The organism is Streptococcus infantarius subsp. infantarius ATCC BAA-102, from assembly GCF_000154985.1.
Classification (GTDB): domain Bacteria; phylum Bacillota; class Bacilli; order Lactobacillales; family Streptococcaceae; genus Streptococcus; species Streptococcus infantarius.
This window is the reverse complement of record NZ_DS572691.1, coordinates 20,422-33,870: the sequence shown is the minus strand read 5'-3', so window position 1 is coordinate 33,870 and position 13,449 is coordinate 20,422. Positions and strand designations below refer to the sequence as shown.

General features: G+C 34.0%; 24 protein-coding genes and 1 pseudogene. All 25 read right to left on the bottom strand.

Going from position 1 to position 13,449, the window contains the following annotated elements:
• Positions 1-11: 11 nt before the first annotated feature.
• The 25 genes and pseudogenes from STRINF_RS04705 to STRINF_RS04595 all read right to left on the bottom strand — a co-directional run bounded on the left by STRINF_RS04705 (position 12) and on the right by STRINF_RS04595 (position 13,377).
• Positions 12-1,331, bottom strand: a complete 1,320-nt coding sequence (locus tag STRINF_RS04705) for a sensor histidine kinase (protein WP_006531892.1) — start codon at positions 1,329-1,331, stop codon at positions 12-14.
• A gap of 12 nt (positions 1,332-1,343) precedes the next feature.
• Positions 1,344-2,069 (bottom strand): LytR/AlgR family response regulator transcription factor, encoded by a 726-nt coding sequence (locus STRINF_RS04700; RefSeq protein ID WP_006531891.1) that lies wholly within the window; start codon positions 2,067-2,069, stop codon positions 1,344-1,346.
• Positions 2,070-2,255: 186 nt separating this feature from the next.
• The gene (locus tag STRINF_RS04695; RefSeq protein ID WP_006531890.1) at positions 2,256-2,921 is read right to left on the bottom strand and encodes a DUF6261 family protein; all 666 of its coding nucleotides are present in this window, start codon (positions 2,919-2,921) and stop codon (positions 2,256-2,258) included.
• Between the two features lie 504 nt (positions 2,922-3,425).
• On the bottom strand, positions 3,426-4,472 hold the full coding sequence (locus tag STRINF_RS04690) for a thioredoxin fold domain-containing protein (protein ID WP_006531888.1): 1,047 nt from the start codon (positions 4,470-4,472) through the stop codon (positions 3,426-3,428).
• A gap of 180 nt (positions 4,473-4,652) precedes the next feature.
• Complete coding sequence (locus STRINF_RS04685; protein ID WP_018364981.1) at positions 4,653-5,057, bottom strand: hypothetical protein; 405 nt, start codon at positions 5,055-5,057, stop codon at positions 4,653-4,655.
• A gap of 57 nt (positions 5,058-5,114) precedes the next feature.
• Positions 5,115-5,207, bottom strand: a pseudogene (locus STRINF_RS04680) (Blp family class II bacteriocin); the annotation flags it as partial.
• Positions 5,208-5,420: 213 nt separating this feature from the next.
• Positions 5,421-5,732, bottom strand: coding sequence for a hypothetical protein (locus STRINF_RS04675; RefSeq protein WP_003066586.1), 312 nt, complete (start codon positions 5,730-5,732; stop codon positions 5,421-5,423).
• An 88-nt stretch (positions 5,733-5,820) separates the two neighbouring features.
• The gene (locus STRINF_RS04670) at positions 5,821-6,051 is read right to left on the bottom strand and encodes a bacteriocin (protein WP_043878356.1); all 231 of its coding nucleotides are present in this window, start codon (positions 6,049-6,051) and stop codon (positions 5,821-5,823) included.
• Positions 6,052-6,668: 617 nt separating this feature from the next.
• A complete protein-coding gene (locus STRINF_RS04665; RefSeq protein WP_006531883.1) occupies positions 6,669-6,851 on the bottom strand; it encodes a Blp family class II bacteriocin in 183 nt (60 codons plus the stop codon).
• A gap of 25 nt (positions 6,852-6,876) precedes the next feature.
• Positions 6,877-7,077, bottom strand: a complete 201-nt coding sequence (locus tag STRINF_RS04660) for a bacteriocin class II family protein (RefSeq protein ID WP_006531882.1) — start codon at positions 7,075-7,077, stop codon at positions 6,877-6,879.
• A gap of 189 nt (positions 7,078-7,266) precedes the next feature.
• The gene (locus STRINF_RS04650) at positions 7,267-7,500 is read right to left on the bottom strand and encodes a Blp family class II bacteriocin (RefSeq protein WP_006531880.1); all 234 of its coding nucleotides are present in this window, start codon (positions 7,498-7,500) and stop codon (positions 7,267-7,269) included.
• Between the two features lie 168 nt (positions 7,501-7,668).
• On the bottom strand, positions 7,669-7,965 hold the full coding sequence (locus tag STRINF_RS04645) for a bacteriocin immunity protein (RefSeq protein WP_006531879.1): 297 nt from the start codon (positions 7,963-7,965) through the stop codon (positions 7,669-7,671).
• The gene (locus STRINF_RS04640; protein ID WP_006531878.1) at positions 7,965-8,183 is read right to left on the bottom strand and encodes a Blp family class II bacteriocin; all 219 of its coding nucleotides are present in this window, start codon (positions 8,181-8,183) and stop codon (positions 7,965-7,967) included. The genes STRINF_RS04645 and STRINF_RS04640 overlap by 1 nt, the downstream gene beginning before the upstream one ends.
• 749 nt (positions 8,184-8,932) lie before the next feature.
• A complete protein-coding gene (locus STRINF_RS04635; protein ID WP_006531876.1) occupies positions 8,933-9,121 on the bottom strand; it encodes a class IIb bacteriocin, lactobin A/cerein 7B family in 189 nt (62 codons plus the stop codon).
• A 19-nt stretch (positions 9,122-9,140) separates the two neighbouring features.
• On the bottom strand, positions 9,141-9,374 hold the full coding sequence (locus tag STRINF_RS04630; protein WP_006531875.1) for a Blp family class II bacteriocin: 234 nt from the start codon (positions 9,372-9,374) through the stop codon (positions 9,141-9,143).
• Between the two features lie 157 nt (positions 9,375-9,531).
• Positions 9,532-9,834, bottom strand: a complete 303-nt coding sequence (locus STRINF_RS04625) for a bacteriocin immunity protein (protein WP_006531874.1) — start codon at positions 9,832-9,834, stop codon at positions 9,532-9,534.
• Positions 9,835-9,845: 11 nt separating this feature from the next.
• A complete protein-coding gene (locus STRINF_RS09920; RefSeq protein ID WP_081442276.1) occupies positions 9,846-10,049 on the bottom strand; it encodes a garvicin Q family class II bacteriocin in 204 nt (67 codons plus the stop codon).
• 78 nt (positions 10,050-10,127) lie between these two features.
• Positions 10,128-10,430: a hypothetical protein gene (locus STRINF_RS04620; RefSeq protein WP_006531872.1), complete on the bottom strand. Its 303-nt coding sequence runs from the start codon at positions 10,428-10,430 to the stop codon at positions 10,128-10,130.
• A gap of 340 nt (positions 10,431-10,770) precedes the next feature.
• A complete protein-coding gene (locus tag STRINF_RS04615; protein WP_006531871.1) occupies positions 10,771-11,445 on the bottom strand; it encodes a CPBP family intramembrane glutamic endopeptidase in 675 nt (224 codons plus the stop codon).
• A 39-nt stretch (positions 11,446-11,484) separates the two neighbouring features.
• Complete coding sequence (locus STRINF_RS09915) at positions 11,485-11,640, bottom strand: bacteriocin (protein WP_006531870.1); 156 nt, start codon at positions 11,638-11,640, stop codon at positions 11,485-11,487.
• A gap of 27 nt (positions 11,641-11,667) precedes the next feature.
• Entirely contained in the window at positions 11,668-11,826 is a 159-nt protein-coding gene (locus STRINF_RS09910; RefSeq protein ID WP_006531869.1) for a ComC/BlpC family leader-containing pheromone/bacteriocin, read from the bottom strand.
• 468 nt (positions 11,827-12,294) lie between these two features.
• On the bottom strand, positions 12,295-12,483 hold the full coding sequence (locus tag STRINF_RS04610; RefSeq protein WP_115283782.1) for a class IIb bacteriocin, lactobin A/cerein 7B family: 189 nt from the start codon (positions 12,481-12,483) through the stop codon (positions 12,295-12,297).
• A gap of 1 nt (position 12,484) precedes the next feature.
• Positions 12,485-12,712 (bottom strand): Blp family class II bacteriocin, encoded by a 228-nt coding sequence (locus STRINF_RS04605; RefSeq protein WP_006531867.1) that lies wholly within the window; start codon positions 12,710-12,712, stop codon positions 12,485-12,487.
• A 195-nt stretch (positions 12,713-12,907) separates the two neighbouring features.
• Entirely contained in the window at positions 12,908-13,102 is a 195-nt protein-coding gene (locus STRINF_RS04600; protein ID WP_043878345.1) for a class IIb bacteriocin, lactobin A/cerein 7B family, read from the bottom strand.
• A gap of 17 nt (positions 13,103-13,119) precedes the next feature.
• The gene (locus STRINF_RS04595; protein ID WP_006531864.1) at positions 13,120-13,377 is read right to left on the bottom strand and encodes a bacteriocin class II family protein; all 258 of its coding nucleotides are present in this window, start codon (positions 13,375-13,377) and stop codon (positions 13,120-13,122) included.
• Positions 13,378-13,449: the final 72 nt, after the last annotated feature.

The following is a 13,449-nucleotide window of genomic DNA, read 5'->3' as shown; positions in this document are numbered from 1 at the left end:
GAGCCCAGAGTTTATCTCCGTGGCCCTTTTTTTATATGCACTGTCTGTCTAAACAGATGATTTTTACTAGATGTTTGAATAGTAAGGTTAGAATAAGTAGTAACCATGTGGTTGACTGTTGTTAGACCGACACCGCGCCCAATACCTTTGCTACTATAGTTCTTTTTAAAAATCAAATCTACAGGGATACGTTCGTCTTTAGTTGTATTTTCAATAACAAAAGTATAGCTGTCATCTTGATCAAAATAGGCTATTTTTATTTGAGGATGTTCTGCTTTAATCGCTGCCTCAATCGCATTGTCACAAAGAATAGACAGTAAACGAACATAATCCAATAAAGAAATATCCGGGGCACCAATAAGATTTTGAACTTCTACGCTAATGTCAATACCTAGTGAGTGAGCTTCCAACATTTTAGTGGATAAAATACTCTTGATAGCATCATTTTCAATATTAGACAGATGGCTTATCTCGAATTTACTATCATTAAAAAAATAACCAGATTCTTCTAAAACCGTTTCATAAGTTTTCCTAACCATTGCCATATCATCTCTATCAATACCTTCCTTCAAGCTTGTCAAAATATTGATATAGTCATGACGAAAGCCTCTTACCTCTTGGTAAAGGCTCTCCATTTGTTTACTGTAATCTGATAATGCTTGTAACTGCTTCTCCTTTCCCAAGACAATCTCATGCTCTAACCATGTCTGGTAACTACGATTAAGATAAAAAAGCATAAAGATAAAGAAAAAGAAATAGATCACCGTTAACCACTGACGATAAAGGAGGGTAGGTACCTGACCCTCAAACTCTGCTCCTGTCAAAAATTCAATAACTATGTTGTAGAATATCATAGTCACATTAGTAAAGATTAAAACTCTACGTAATTTTGTAACTTCAGTCATTTTTATAAAATCTTGAAAATTAACTTTTGATAGATTGACAAGCAAAAAGTAAATCATCAAAACCAGTAGCTCAACAATGAAAAATAGAGGTAAACTATTACTCATAACCATGTAGTTAACGCTAAAAATTGGCATTATAAAGAACACTACAAGGCGTTTCAAGGCACTTTCTAAAACAAAAGGAAAAATGCCATAAAAAATATGAACAACTATGGAAAGCTCTCTATTCTCATCCCCAAAATAAGATAGAAGAATTAAAAATAAAAATTTAATAACGATGAAGTAAAACCAGCCATGATCTGCTATAAAAATAACTAATATTGTCAATACAATTTCCAGTAATGTCATCTGTTTTTTTCTAACATTACTGTAGATTAGTAAAATAACAGTATCGTATATAAGCGATGTTATAACCCAATCTAACATTTTACCTCTCCATTATCCAATTTTCTCCTGTAATAATTTCACCTTAGCCCTAGCTACAGGACAGGTTTCTCCCATCTCAAAATAAATGAGCTTATACCTCATATCAAATCTAGCGATATTATCCACGTTAACCACAAAAGAACGATGACATCTAAAAAGACGTTCATCTGATTTTGCCACTTCTGCTATGGTCGCATAAAATTCTGTACGTTCGTTCTTAGTGTGCAAAATAACACGATGAGGTGCTGGTGACGTTTCAAAAAATAAAATATCATCATAAGCTACCCGCACTTTGGCTTGTGGGGTATGAAACAAGTAGGAATGTTCACCAAAGTTTCCCTCTTGGCGTTTGACAGCTTCTTTAAGACAAACGAATAAGCGTTCATTAAACGCTTCTTCGTTTAATCCTTTGTCAATAAAGTCAATAGCACCTACTAAAGATTGATAGGTTAAGAGCATGAATTCAGAATGTGTCGTCACAAAAACAATAATAGCTGTGCTATTTTTTTCACGAATAGCTTTAGCAACATCAATCCCTTGCTGCTCTTCACCTTTAATTTCTAAATCAAGAAAGAAAATTTGATGTTCACCATTACCTGCTACTGCGATGATTTCATCAGGATTAGATGAAATCTCCAAATACCGATAATGCCAGTTATTTGATTCCATCACAAGATTAATAGCACGCTCCATTCGGAATTGTTGGGGAATATCATCTTCGAGTACAAAAATATCCACGTCTTCCTCCTAACTATGTTGGCCTTATTTCTTGATACTATTATAAACTATTTTCCTCTCTCACAACCAGCAAAGTCGTAAATGGTTCAAAATAGGTCGTAAACGGTCATCGCGATACAAAAATCCCTGCCATTTTTGACAGGGTGAAAATAATTAAAAATAAAATTGTCATGACAAACACCTAACTTAGTCAGATGGTGGCACCACCTCCTCTTCTGATTGAATAGGTTTTTTACGCTTAGCTTGGGCTTTACGACGTTGTAACACTTCCGCAAAGTCTTTTTTGACTTTTTCAACCAGTGTATATAAAGAACTGTAAGACGTATCTTCATCATAATCAACAAGATTTTCCAAATGGCTACAGAAAAGACGATAACTTTTGTTCATGGTTTCTCTGATTTCTTTTTTATTTGATGATGATTTGACCAGTTCTTCTTGTTGTCGACTGAGATAGAGTTGATAGGTCTTTTGATGACTTTCTTGGAGATTTTGGACATATTCATCTACCCTCAGAGTTTCTACTGCTTGAGCATATTCTTCTGAAGCTAATTTCGTCAGAAGAGATTTTATCACCCCATTCGTTTTTTCTAGTCCTGAGCTTTGAGCATCATTATGCTTTTTCAATAATTCATTTAACAGCAGATAAGCATCCTTTTTCTCCACCAAACGACTAACCTTGGCAGGCTTAATGGCATCTTTAAGCGCTTGAAGATCTGCCCTACGTAGTTTTTGTGATTCTGCCAGTTGTTGGGAAATATCAGATTTACGTTTTTCCTTAATCGTTGCTGCCAGTTGTGGGAGTAATTTTCTTAGCTTATGCGCTTGACTAACGATGATTTCATCTGTTCCCAACGTCAAGTTTTCCCTATCAATGGCATCAAAAGTTGTTGAAATCTACTCTGTAAATTCAATACGTGGCAATGATTGTGGTTGAATATATTTTTGTGACATATTCTTGTCTCCTTATCCTAAAAAACAGTAGAAGATTTTCTTCTCTATCTATTTATTCGTAAGACAAATAAAAAATCTGAAAAAAGTTGGTTTTTTTGAGAAATTTTTTAATGTGCTGAGATAACTTTTGTTTAGATCGTTTGAATTTCTCATTAACTTCTCAAAACTTTTGATCGTACCTTTCAAGATGACTTCATCTGATCAAAAAAGTTGACCGCGCAGGACAACTTTTCGTTTTTCTCTTTTTCTGTCAACATCGCAAGGAGCAAGCTGTCTCCCTTCACTGAAATATCGTCTTTATAAACTGTCTTGGGCGTTATGGCATGGTAGTCAGCTCTTTGTCACCGTGTTTCTTTTGTGATTTTGATAATCTTTTCCGCTACGAAATAAGGAGATTAGTTGATTTTAGTCTTCTGATTTCATCATTTTTGATAAGCCAAGTGTGGCTAAGCTAAGTAGGATAAAAAGGATCTTTAAGCTGTAAAGATTGCTTTTTTCTTCACCAGTATTTGGAAGAGTTGTTGGCGTAGTTTTTGTGGATACTACGGTGCTTGTTGGAGCTGGAGTTGATAGAGAAACAGATTGTGCTGATGCTGGGCTTGTCTGCATGGTCGTTGGTCGTCCTTGATTAAAGGTGACTGTATCTTGCGAGGCAGGTCTTTCTTCTGTAATCTCATCTTTTGTGCTATTATCCTCATGATCATCTATTTGAGATTCTTCTGGGTTAATTCCTAAGAAAAGATAATCATAGAGCTGTTGAGCGCTAACGCCACCACCAACCCATCCTGATAAGAGTTGTCCATTTTGCAATCGTAAAATAGTAGGAGTTCCTGGAATTCCCACCGTTTCATAAAGGAAAGCACGCGCATTATCATCAAAATCTGCACTATCTGTATTATAATATGCCAAACCCTCATCTAGCAGCGTATTGAACTCTTTTAGTTCTGATGAAAATTGACGGCAGTAATAACAAGTCGGACGACCAATATAGAGGACATGCTCCTTATTGTCTTTGGTAAACATGTGATACACATCAGAAATACCAACAGCATTAAAATCAGCAACGTTTTCTTCATATTGTTTAACCGTTACATCATCAGTACCAGTTTCTTCTGCTTCATCAGCAGCAACTGGTGTGGTATCTTCTGAGGTTTGGGTAGTAGGTGTTGTCTGTACTTCTGGAGTCGTTTCAGCTGGGAGAGTATTATCCTCAGCTTTAGCAACAACTGCTTGATTTTCTTCCGAAGACGGTTCTGTTTCAATAGCCGTAACCGCTGATTCGATACTTGATGATGAAGTCTCTGTGCTAGTCACACTAGTTTCAGATTGATTAACAACTTCAATAGTTGAACTAGACGAAGTCGCCTCATCGTCAGCAAAAGCTGTCACTGCTACTATACTCAATAAAGCAGATGATAATAATACAACTGATTTCATACGTTTTAAGGTCATAAATAACTCCCTTTCTTTTTGAAAAAGGCTGATAGTGTTCCTAGCTATCAGCCAAAAGTAGTTTTACTTAGTCGTTACCAAAAGATATATTCCTGCTATCAAGAATAAAGTTTCTAACGATACTGCTTAATTAGGAATACTATAAGTTGGGTAGAAAAGTATTTATTAAAATCCTTAGGCTTAGTCTTTAATAAATTTCAACCCCCAAACTAATAAACCTGCTATAACAATACATATAAAAGCGCCTATATACCCTATAACTTGTTGGTACGTTTCTACTGCAGTTACGCCCCTATACAAGCCTATAAAACCAAAAATCAAGGCAATCACGATGAAAGAAATCTGCATAGCTTTAGCATGAAAATGAGTATTTTCTTTTGCCTGTTCTAGTTTAATTTCCTTTGTAAAGTAAATAGTGATTCCCATATTAGTTGTCAAAATTAGTATTATAACTACTTTAGTTAGTAAAGGAAGGGTAAAAAATTCCTGCGATAAGAATATACTAAGTATACCTATAATTGGTAACTGACCCATTAAACATCTGATAAGTAATAACTTATCTAACCTAGAAAGATGATATTTCATAGTTATACCTCTTTTCTTTGAAAAGTGGCACACCACCTAGCAAGTAAATGCTCCTCCTACTCCTGCAACACATTTCCAACCTCCACCTTCAACGGCTGAAAGTTCTACTTCATCCATTACATCAAATTGTTCAAATGCTTTTGTATTCATGATGACTACCTCCTTGTTAATTTATATTTTCGGAAACAAGTATAGTATAACCCTTTTTTTAGAAAAATGAACGCCTAAGTCGTAAAAGGGCATTTTGAGTTCCTAAACGGTAACATTTTGATTAAAACAAAAGCTGATAGGCAAAAAGTATGCCGCCAGTTTTATCGAACATTTAAAGCAGCTTTAAACTGTAGTTTTAGACATAAATGAGAATTATAGAGGGTCTTCTTCAATAATTTGATAATGTTTATGAAATTGTTTTTTTGAAACAACACGATGGTTAGTAATATCTAAAAAATCTCCGATATACCCCACAGGATAAGAGGCGTAACCAGGATAACTCAATAAGCTAATTTTCAAATTAAATTTCATAGACGGATTTATTCCGCTCATAGAAATTATTAATTTATTATCGTTCCATTTCAGATAATTTTGTTTAAAAGCTTGCTGAACCCATACTGGTTGAACATTCGTCTTACTTATTTCCCATACATCAGACAGACGACCATTATATAATGCTTTCATAATTTACATACCGTATTTCTTTTTTGCTAAAAAAACTTCTAAATTATCTTTAAAATAACATTATTTAGAAATTTCTACAGACAACTTATCAACAAGCATTAGGTGTTCCTCCAGTTCCTCCAGGAGGGCAAGAACGAACAGGACCACGACGTGGATACTTTCCATTTAATTGGTCTACCACTTGACGAGGGTTAACAGGATGCGCAGCATTACCTATAGCACCCAATACATCTCCAATCCATTCCATGCCTCCACCTTCAACTTTAGCAAGTTCTGCGTCTGTCATTACATCAAATTGTTCAAAAATTTTTGTATTCATTTGAATACCTCCCAATAATTTTTTGTCACCGCGATTGACCATTTCAGTTTAACAAATTCTCTTGGAAATAAACGTCCAAGTCATAATTTGTCATTTTTAGGTCATAAACGGTAAAATTTGATTAAAACAAAAGCTGATAGGCAATCTATCAGCTTGAAAATGTGTGACTATCACAATAGTAATACATTATAAATTATTCTTTCAGGCAATATTATTGCCGTAAAAATATGAATCTGATTATCAATAATAGTTATTATTTTTTATCTCTATTTTCATAATATATCAATAGCAAAATAAGCAAACAGACTATCGTCAGAAAACTAGTGTTAGCTTCCTTTTGACTTAAAACATAACAAGTCAAAAAAATGATATAAGATGAGGCTTTATTATTCTTCTTAATAAAGAAACCGTCAATAAAAATTATAGCTAAGATAATGCAGAATAAAATAACAAAAATAGAATAGTACATAGAAATTAATTTGCTTTATTTATACTATACAATATAAACATTGTGAAAAAAACGAGAATTCCTTTTACTAACATACCGTCTGTCGATAATACTGCCTTCACTCCCATTGCCAAAAACAGTATATTTTTTAGAATAATTCTCCAATTTTTCATCTACAAAAACTTCCAGCAGCCGCACCACCAACCGCCATAGCTAAACCTACACCAGCTGGTCCTGCTACTGCGAGTCCTCCATATATAGATGCTGCTACCAAAGCCGCACAGGTTGGACTAACTTTACCACCAACAATCATTTCTAGTTCGTTTTCTTCAATTATTTGAAATTGTTCCATACAGAATCCTCCTTGTAAAGTAAACTTATCTACAAACTCTTAGTGCGGTAGCACCGCCAAGTGCGGCAGCACCTGCTGGTCCTGCTACTAAAAAGCCTGCTCCTGCCATACCTGCAGTGCCAAGTATACATCCCATATTTCTTCCTTCTTTACTTTTCCCACCTTCAACAGTTGAAAGTTCTGCATCTGTCATTACATCAAATTGTTCAAATGCTTTTGTATTCATGATGACTACCTCCTTTATTTTTTCTTATTCTTTAGAAACAAAAGTTTAAAAATATCATCTGATAAACTTATGGCTGCATACATGCTTAATGCGTAAAATTGCCATGTTTTATCTTGTTTCCATAGTAAAGCAATGATGCTATAAACTAAGACTAGAAGTAAGAATTCCAAAATCCATCTTTTCATACTGTTATGTCCAACGGCAGGTTGCACCGTAAGCGACTCCTGCTTTAATTCCATATCCTACCGCCTTCAAAGCAGCCCCTTGCCATGAATATGTTGTTACTGCTCCTTTTATTGCACCACCAACAGCTCCTACAGCTACTGTAGCAGCTGCACCTTTCCAATTACATCCGCCACCTTCAACGGCTGAAAGTTCTGCGTCTGTCATTACATCAAATTGTTCAAAAATTTTTGTATTCATAATGACTGCCTCCTTGTTAATTTATATTTTCGGAAACAAGTATAGTATAACCTTTTTTTAAAAAAATGAACGCCCAAGTCGTAAACGGTCATTTTGAGTTCCTAAACGGTAACATTTGATTAATACAAAAGCTGATAGGACCTACCAGCTTGACGATAAATATTTTATCTAATAGCCATATCTAATATTTGATAAACTTCTTAACCTCTTTAATTGCTTTGATTGTGCATCAGATAGTTGAAGTTTATTTTCTACCAGAATGTTAGATAACTCTACATTCATCCTACTTAATACCAATGGCGTAGAAGTCCCACTTGACTCTAATTCCTTACGATAAAAAAGAAAAAATTTTTTAAGCGGTATATATTTTGAATCCTCACTCAAAGATACTAATAATTCGTCAATAATAACTACCGCTTCATTTTTTCTTTCTTTTCCACCTGAGAACCACTTTAAATCTACCATTAAGCTATTCCTCCAGAATGCCAGCCTGCATTTCCGCCTGTTAGGCCATTTATTACTGAATTATTTGCAATCGTTGTAGCTGTTTGTGACCAATTCACCCAACATTTATTTGCATTACAGTATAATCCATTACCATAATAAATTGTTTTCCCACCTTCCACAGTAGAAAGTGCTTCATCTGTCATTACATCAAATTGTTCAAAAGTTTTTGTATTCATTTGAATACCTCCCAATAATATTTTGTCGTTGCAACTGACAAATTTTATTCTAACAGATTGTGAGGTTAATGCACGCCCAAATCGTAATTTGTTGTTTTTAGGTCGTCAACGGTAAAATTTGATTAAAACAAAAGCTGATAGGCAATCTATTAGCTTAAAAATGCGTGACTATCACAATAGTAATACATTATAAACTATTCTTTCAGGCAATATTATTGCCATAAAAATATGAATCTGATTATCAATAATAGTTATTATTTTTTATTTCTATTTTCATAATATATCAATAGTAAAATAAGCAAACAGACTAACGTCAGAAAACTAGTGTTAGCTTCCTTTTGACTTAAAACATAACAAGTCAAAAAAATGATATAAGATGAGGCTTTATTATTCTTCTTAATAAAGAAACCGTCAATAAAAATTATAGCTAAGATAATGCAGAATAAAATAACAAAAATAGAATAGTACATAGAAATTAATTTGATTTATAACCTAAGTAAGCACCAGCTGCAGTAGTAACACCGAAATATACTAAATTAGCAACAATAATACTATGTTTTTCAAGAATAGATTATATAATAGCTAAACTATATATTTATGACGAAAAATATACAATTATTGTAAATAGTAGTGTTATTATAAATAATCTAGGGTACATCTCTCTATGTTTTTTGTCAAACAAATAGAATAGAACATATATAATGACTTGAGCTACTACAAGCCTAATTAATTCACTCCCCATCATTATATCAATTAAAATATGCTGCAGCTGCTCCTGCAGTACCACATACAACAGCATATCCTGTCGCGGTAACTGGACCGCCTGCCCATGCTAAAAGCATACCTCCGAGACAGCCACCAACTGCTGCTCCAACTTTTCCTCCACCAGAAACTAACTCTAAATCTGAGTTTGTCATTTCATGAAATTTATCATTCATCCTCAAATACCTCTTTATATCAAAGACTAGCACCTACACAATATAAGCCACCAGCTATTGCTCCAAAATGGGCTCCAACAAATGCTCCTGGAATTGAAGTAACACCAAGCGTTGCCATACCACCTACAAATCCTGATCCTGCACCTGTTAATGCGCCACCAAAAATTGCATTAACACATTTGTTTCCACCTTCAACTTTAGCAAGTTCTACGTCTGTCATTACATCAAATTGTTCAAATGCTTTTGTATTCATTTGAATACCTCTTTGTTAATTTATATTTCCGGAAACAAGTATAGTATAACCCTTTTTTAGAAAAATGAACGCCCAAGTCGTAAAAGGGCAATTTGAGTTCCTAAACGGTAACATTTGATTAATACAAAAGCTGATAGGCATCTATCAGCTTGATATTTTAAAACATAAAGCCGCTTACCGCTAATCCACGACCGAAGTTTTTCTTCAATTGACCATATGATGAAATATTTTTATAAAATTCTCTCACACCTATGCTCATTGTTGTTTTCTCAGAAATGTTTTTTACGCTAATTTCCCGTAAACTTTCTGCTAGCTTCATTAAATTTCTTTCAAATTCTTTCCCAGCTTCAATCTCATTTTTAAAATTGATAAGAGCTTCGCGCTCATTTTCCTTAGTTTCGACATTTAAAATAAGATTATAAACTTGATCCATAATGTATTCTTTAGTTATTTGAGACATAAAAAACTCCTCTATGGTTTTCCAAAATATCCCCCAGCAAGAGACGATACCCAACCGTTTGCGATTACATCTGTTGTTGCTTGAAAGACACCTTTAGTAACAACATAGCCCCATTCACCGTTGCTATATCGACATGAGTACCCGTTTGCTGCGTAATAAACAGGCTTACAATATCCCTTTCCTCCACCTTCAACATATCCTAAGTAAACGTTTATGTATGCCGTTTCTTCATAGGAACATTATTAGAAGCCATGATAAATCCTACGGTATAAAAAACAACTAGGGCATTCCACTCAAAGAAAATAGTAAGGATATTGTTTTTTTTGAAAAACACCAACTACGATAACCGCTACAACAATAATAGGGTAATAAATAGTTTTCCAAATAAATTGTTTAAAGTTAGTTAAGCTGGTTGCCAGAGAAATATCACTATGGTATTTCATGACACAACAGATATGAAGAATAGCTTCAACAGCTGTACTCAGCAACACAATTCCAATAATTTTAGGAATAGACAGCCCAATAAGATAACCTGGCCACTCAATAATTAACTGAGATAGTACCACTGCTGTCAATACTCGAATGTGATTAGTCATAATAGTTCTTTCATAAATTATTTTTTAGGGTTGCAACCTTTACAGTTTTAGTATAATACTTTTTTAGAAAAATGAATGTCCAAGTCGTAATTATCGTTTTTAGGTCGTAAATGGTAAAATTTTTGATTAAAACGTAAAAAGCTAAGATAAAAATTCAATATCAGCTATAAAAAGCAAACAAACAGAGCTTCCCTGACATTCACTGTTTTGTTCGCTTTTTATTAATTTAGCCTTTTAAATGACTTAGCAATAAAGCTTTCAAGAATCGAAGCCTTTTTTGTCCCAGACTCTTGAAATACTAAGTTGTTATACAATCAATTATCTTTTCTTTCACAACCTATCAAACTTTACAAACTAACACCAAAATAATTAGGTTATGTATTGAGTGTAAAATAATTGACGGATATAATTTCTTTGTTTTAAGAAAAGCAAGTCCATAAATTAATCCACCAATTAAATGAAAATTAATAACTTGCCGAAAATCGTAAACATGAATATAGCTAAAAACAAAACTACTCACTACTAAAGCTAAAATTTTAGAACAATTTTCTAAACTTCCTAAAAGTATGCCCCTATACAATAGTTCTTCAAGAATTGGTTGAGTACAAACCGTCGTAAGCAACGTTAAAAACAATATAAAAGGTTCGCTTTGCCATAACGTACTTTTAGGACTTCCATTAATGAAAATATAGACTAAAACTAATGCTAAATCTATTAGTCCCAGAATAAAGATAGATATAATATCACTTTTTGAACATTCTATATTTTTGATAGCCCCAACTATCCTTTGTTTTTCTGAAAAAATATTAATTGATTTATAGCATAGCATTGTAATCGGAATAACTGATAATAATAACAAAATTCTAATAGTGTTACCTATTGCAGAATTAACAATAGCGTTAGGTAATGATGATGCTGCTGGAATTTGAATTAAGAAGTGTAATATAAAAACAATCAAAATAATTCTAACATACTTCAATAATACTATTAAGTTCTGATAAATTCTACTTAGCATAATTTAAATTTAAGCCATTCTTCAATACTAGTTCACTTACTAGCATTTACCTCTGTATTTTTTTCCATTGAATCCATCAATAAACGAGCAGATTGCACCAAATCCTTGATTGACTAATTTATAAAGGTCATCTCCTCCAACAGTTTGTTCTAGTTCTTCATTTGTTAGTTCTTTAAAAGTTTTTTCTTTCTTCATCGCTTTTCTCCTATACTATCATATTTTTTAAAATAATTTTCCAACTGCTTTTCCAATTGCTTTTGCTGCTTGACGGGTTGCTTTTCCTAATTTATACGCACCCTTTGTGATGTTGTCTCCACCATTAATATTGGCAAGAGAAGTGTTGTCTAGTATTTCAAATTGTTCAAAACCTTTTGTATTCATTTGAATACCTCCTTGTTAATTTATATTTCCGGAAACAAGTATAGTATAACCCTTTTTTAGAAAAATGAACGCCCAAGGCGTAAAATGACCATAAACAGTCGCAAGAGATGCAGTTTGTATAAAAATAGCTAGCCCCAAAAGACTACCAGTTCAATTTTATCACTTTTCCTGAAGCCCTTTAATGCTCACACGGTTTGAGCAGATGATAATAATACCAATGATTTAAGATGTTTTGAGGTCATCAATAACTCCTTTTCTTTTTGAAAAAGGCTGATCGCTAGGAGAACTATCAGCCGAAATTAGTTTTACTTATTAAATATAGCATATGCCAATTCCGATAAGATTTGTAATAGAAAAAATATGATAGCAATCCTTACATATTGTTTAAAAAATTTGTTGCTCTTCCAATAGGAAATAATATACATAATTGGTGTCAACAAAATGTAAGGAAATAATATTCTTATGACATTACTTAAAAAGCCCATCTGATACTTCCTGTAAACCAGAGACTAGACAGCCCACTCCAGCTGAAATTGCTCCTCCTGCAGCGCCTATTAAAGCACCCGCAACACAATATCCAGCAGCTACACCCCAGTTCACTCCTCCTCTGTTAATACAAGCAAGATCATTTATGGTCAACTCTTTATAATCTTCCATTCTACTTTCCTCCAACATAACTTGTAATACATCTTACATTACCACCAATTTGTCCAAGAGCAACTCCGAGAGCAATTCCTGCAACACCACCAGCTACACCTGCAGCACCACCACCAACCATTCCTAATCCAATGTCAGTTAAACATGCACCTGCACTATACCCACCTTCTACAGCTGAAAGGTCTACTTCGTTCATTACATCAAATTGTTCAAATGCTAATGTATTCATATGAATTCATTAGCATTCCTAGTTGTTACAACATCCTAAGAATGCTAATGAAAATATCAACTAGAATATAAGAAATTAGTAAAATGATAGAGAAGCGTCTAACTGTTTTTTTTTCATCATCTTTTAGTCTTATCACAAACATTAATAACTGGGTGGCAATAAATATTAGGACAAGAAATGTATATTTTATTAACATTATAAGTACGCAGAAAGCCCTGAACCAACACAAACCAAAGCTGCCGCACCACCTGTCAATGGACCAGTAGCAGCCGCAAGGATTACTCCGCCTATGCAACCTCCGATAGCAGAGCCTAGATTTCCTTTCCCTCCTGAAATAACCTCTAAATCTGAAGCACTAATTTCTTCAATGTCTATCTTCTTTAAATTCATCGTTTTCCCCCATTTTATCAAAACTTATTTCCAATCATTCCGCCAACACATGTCAAACCACCACCAATAGCTCCAATGTGCGCACCAACAAAGGCACCTGCTAATCCTCCAACACCCAATGTTGCAAGTCCTGCTCCCGTGCCTCCAGCAATTATTCCACTTGCAATACCGGTCAGCATTGCATTTCGGCAATCTATTGCACTATACCCACCTTCAACCGCTGAAAGTTCTACTTCGTTCATGACACCAAATTGTTCAAATGCTTTTGTATTCATCTGAATACCTCCTTATTAATTTTTATATTTCCGGAAACAAGTATAGTATAACCCTTTTTTAGAAAAATGAAC

Excerpts from the sequence above, each read along its gene's own strand:
- STRINF_RS04705 (WP_006531892.1), bottom strand. The coding sequence starts at position 1,331 with ATGTTAGATTGGGTTATAACATCGCTTATATACGATACTGTTATTTTA.
- STRINF_RS04690 (WP_006531888.1), bottom strand. The coding sequence starts at position 4,472 with ATGACCTTAAAACGTATGAAATCAGTTGTATTATTATCATCTGCTTTA.
- STRINF_RS04685 (WP_018364981.1), bottom strand. The coding sequence starts at position 5,057 with ATGAAATATCATCTTTCTAGGTTAGATAAGTTATTACTTATCAGATGT.
- STRINF_RS04675 (WP_003066586.1), bottom strand. The coding sequence starts at position 5,732 with ATGAAAGCATTATATAATGGTCGTCTGTCTGATGTATGGGAAATAAGT.
- STRINF_RS04670 (WP_043878356.1), bottom strand. The coding sequence starts at position 6,051 with ATGAATACAAAAATTTTTGAACAATTTGATGTAATGACAGACGCAGAA.
- STRINF_RS04665 (WP_006531883.1), bottom strand. The coding sequence starts at position 6,851 with ATGGAACAATTTCAAATAATTGAAGAAAACGAACTAGAAATGATTGTT.
- STRINF_RS04660 (WP_006531882.1), bottom strand. The coding sequence starts at position 7,077 with ATGAATACAAAAGCATTTGAACAATTTGATGTAATGACAGATGCAGAA.
- STRINF_RS04650 (WP_006531880.1), bottom strand. The coding sequence starts at position 7,500 with ATGAATACAAAAATTTTTGAACAATTTGATGTAATGACAGACGCAGAA.
- STRINF_RS04645 (WP_006531879.1), bottom strand. The coding sequence starts at position 7,965 with ATGGTAGATTTAAAGTGGTTCTCAGGTGGAAAAGAAAGAAAAAATGAA.
- STRINF_RS04640 (WP_006531878.1), bottom strand. The coding sequence starts at position 8,183 with ATGAATACAAAAACTTTTGAACAATTTGATGTAATGACAGATGAAGCA.
- STRINF_RS04635 (WP_006531876.1), bottom strand. The coding sequence starts at position 9,121 with ATGAATGATAAATTTCATGAAATGACAAACTCAGATTTAGAGTTAGTT.
- STRINF_RS04630 (WP_006531875.1), bottom strand. The coding sequence starts at position 9,374 with ATGAATACAAAAGCATTTGAACAATTTGATGTAATGACAGACGTAGAA.
- STRINF_RS04625 (WP_006531874.1), bottom strand. The coding sequence starts at position 9,834 with ATGTCTCAAATAACTAAAGAATACATTATGGATCAAGTTTATAATCTT.
- STRINF_RS04620 (WP_006531872.1), bottom strand. The coding sequence starts at position 10,430 with ATGACTAATCACATTCGAGTATTGACAGCAGTGGTACTATCTCAGTTA.
- STRINF_RS04615 (WP_006531871.1), bottom strand. The coding sequence starts at position 11,445 with ATGCTAAGTAGAATTTATCAGAACTTAATAGTATTATTGAAGTATGTT.
- STRINF_RS09915 (WP_006531870.1), bottom strand. The coding sequence starts at position 11,640 with ATGAAGAAAGAAAAAACTTTTAAAGAACTAACAAATGAAGAACTAGAA.
- STRINF_RS09910 (WP_006531869.1), bottom strand. The coding sequence starts at position 11,826 with ATGAATACAAAAGGTTTTGAACAATTTGAAATACTAGACAACACTTCT.
- STRINF_RS04610 (WP_115283782.1), bottom strand. The coding sequence starts at position 12,483 with ATGGAAGATTATAAAGAGTTGACCATAAATGATCTTGCTTGTATTAAC.
- STRINF_RS04605 (WP_006531867.1), bottom strand. The coding sequence starts at position 12,712 with ATGAATACATTAGCATTTGAACAATTTGATGTAATGAACGAAGTAGAC.
- STRINF_RS04600 (WP_043878345.1), bottom strand. The coding sequence starts at position 13,102 with ATGAATTTAAAGAAGATAGACATTGAAGAAATTAGTGCTTCAGATTTA.
- STRINF_RS04595 (WP_006531864.1), bottom strand. The coding sequence starts at position 13,377 with ATGAATACAAAAGCATTTGAACAATTTGGTGTCATGAACGAAGTAGAA.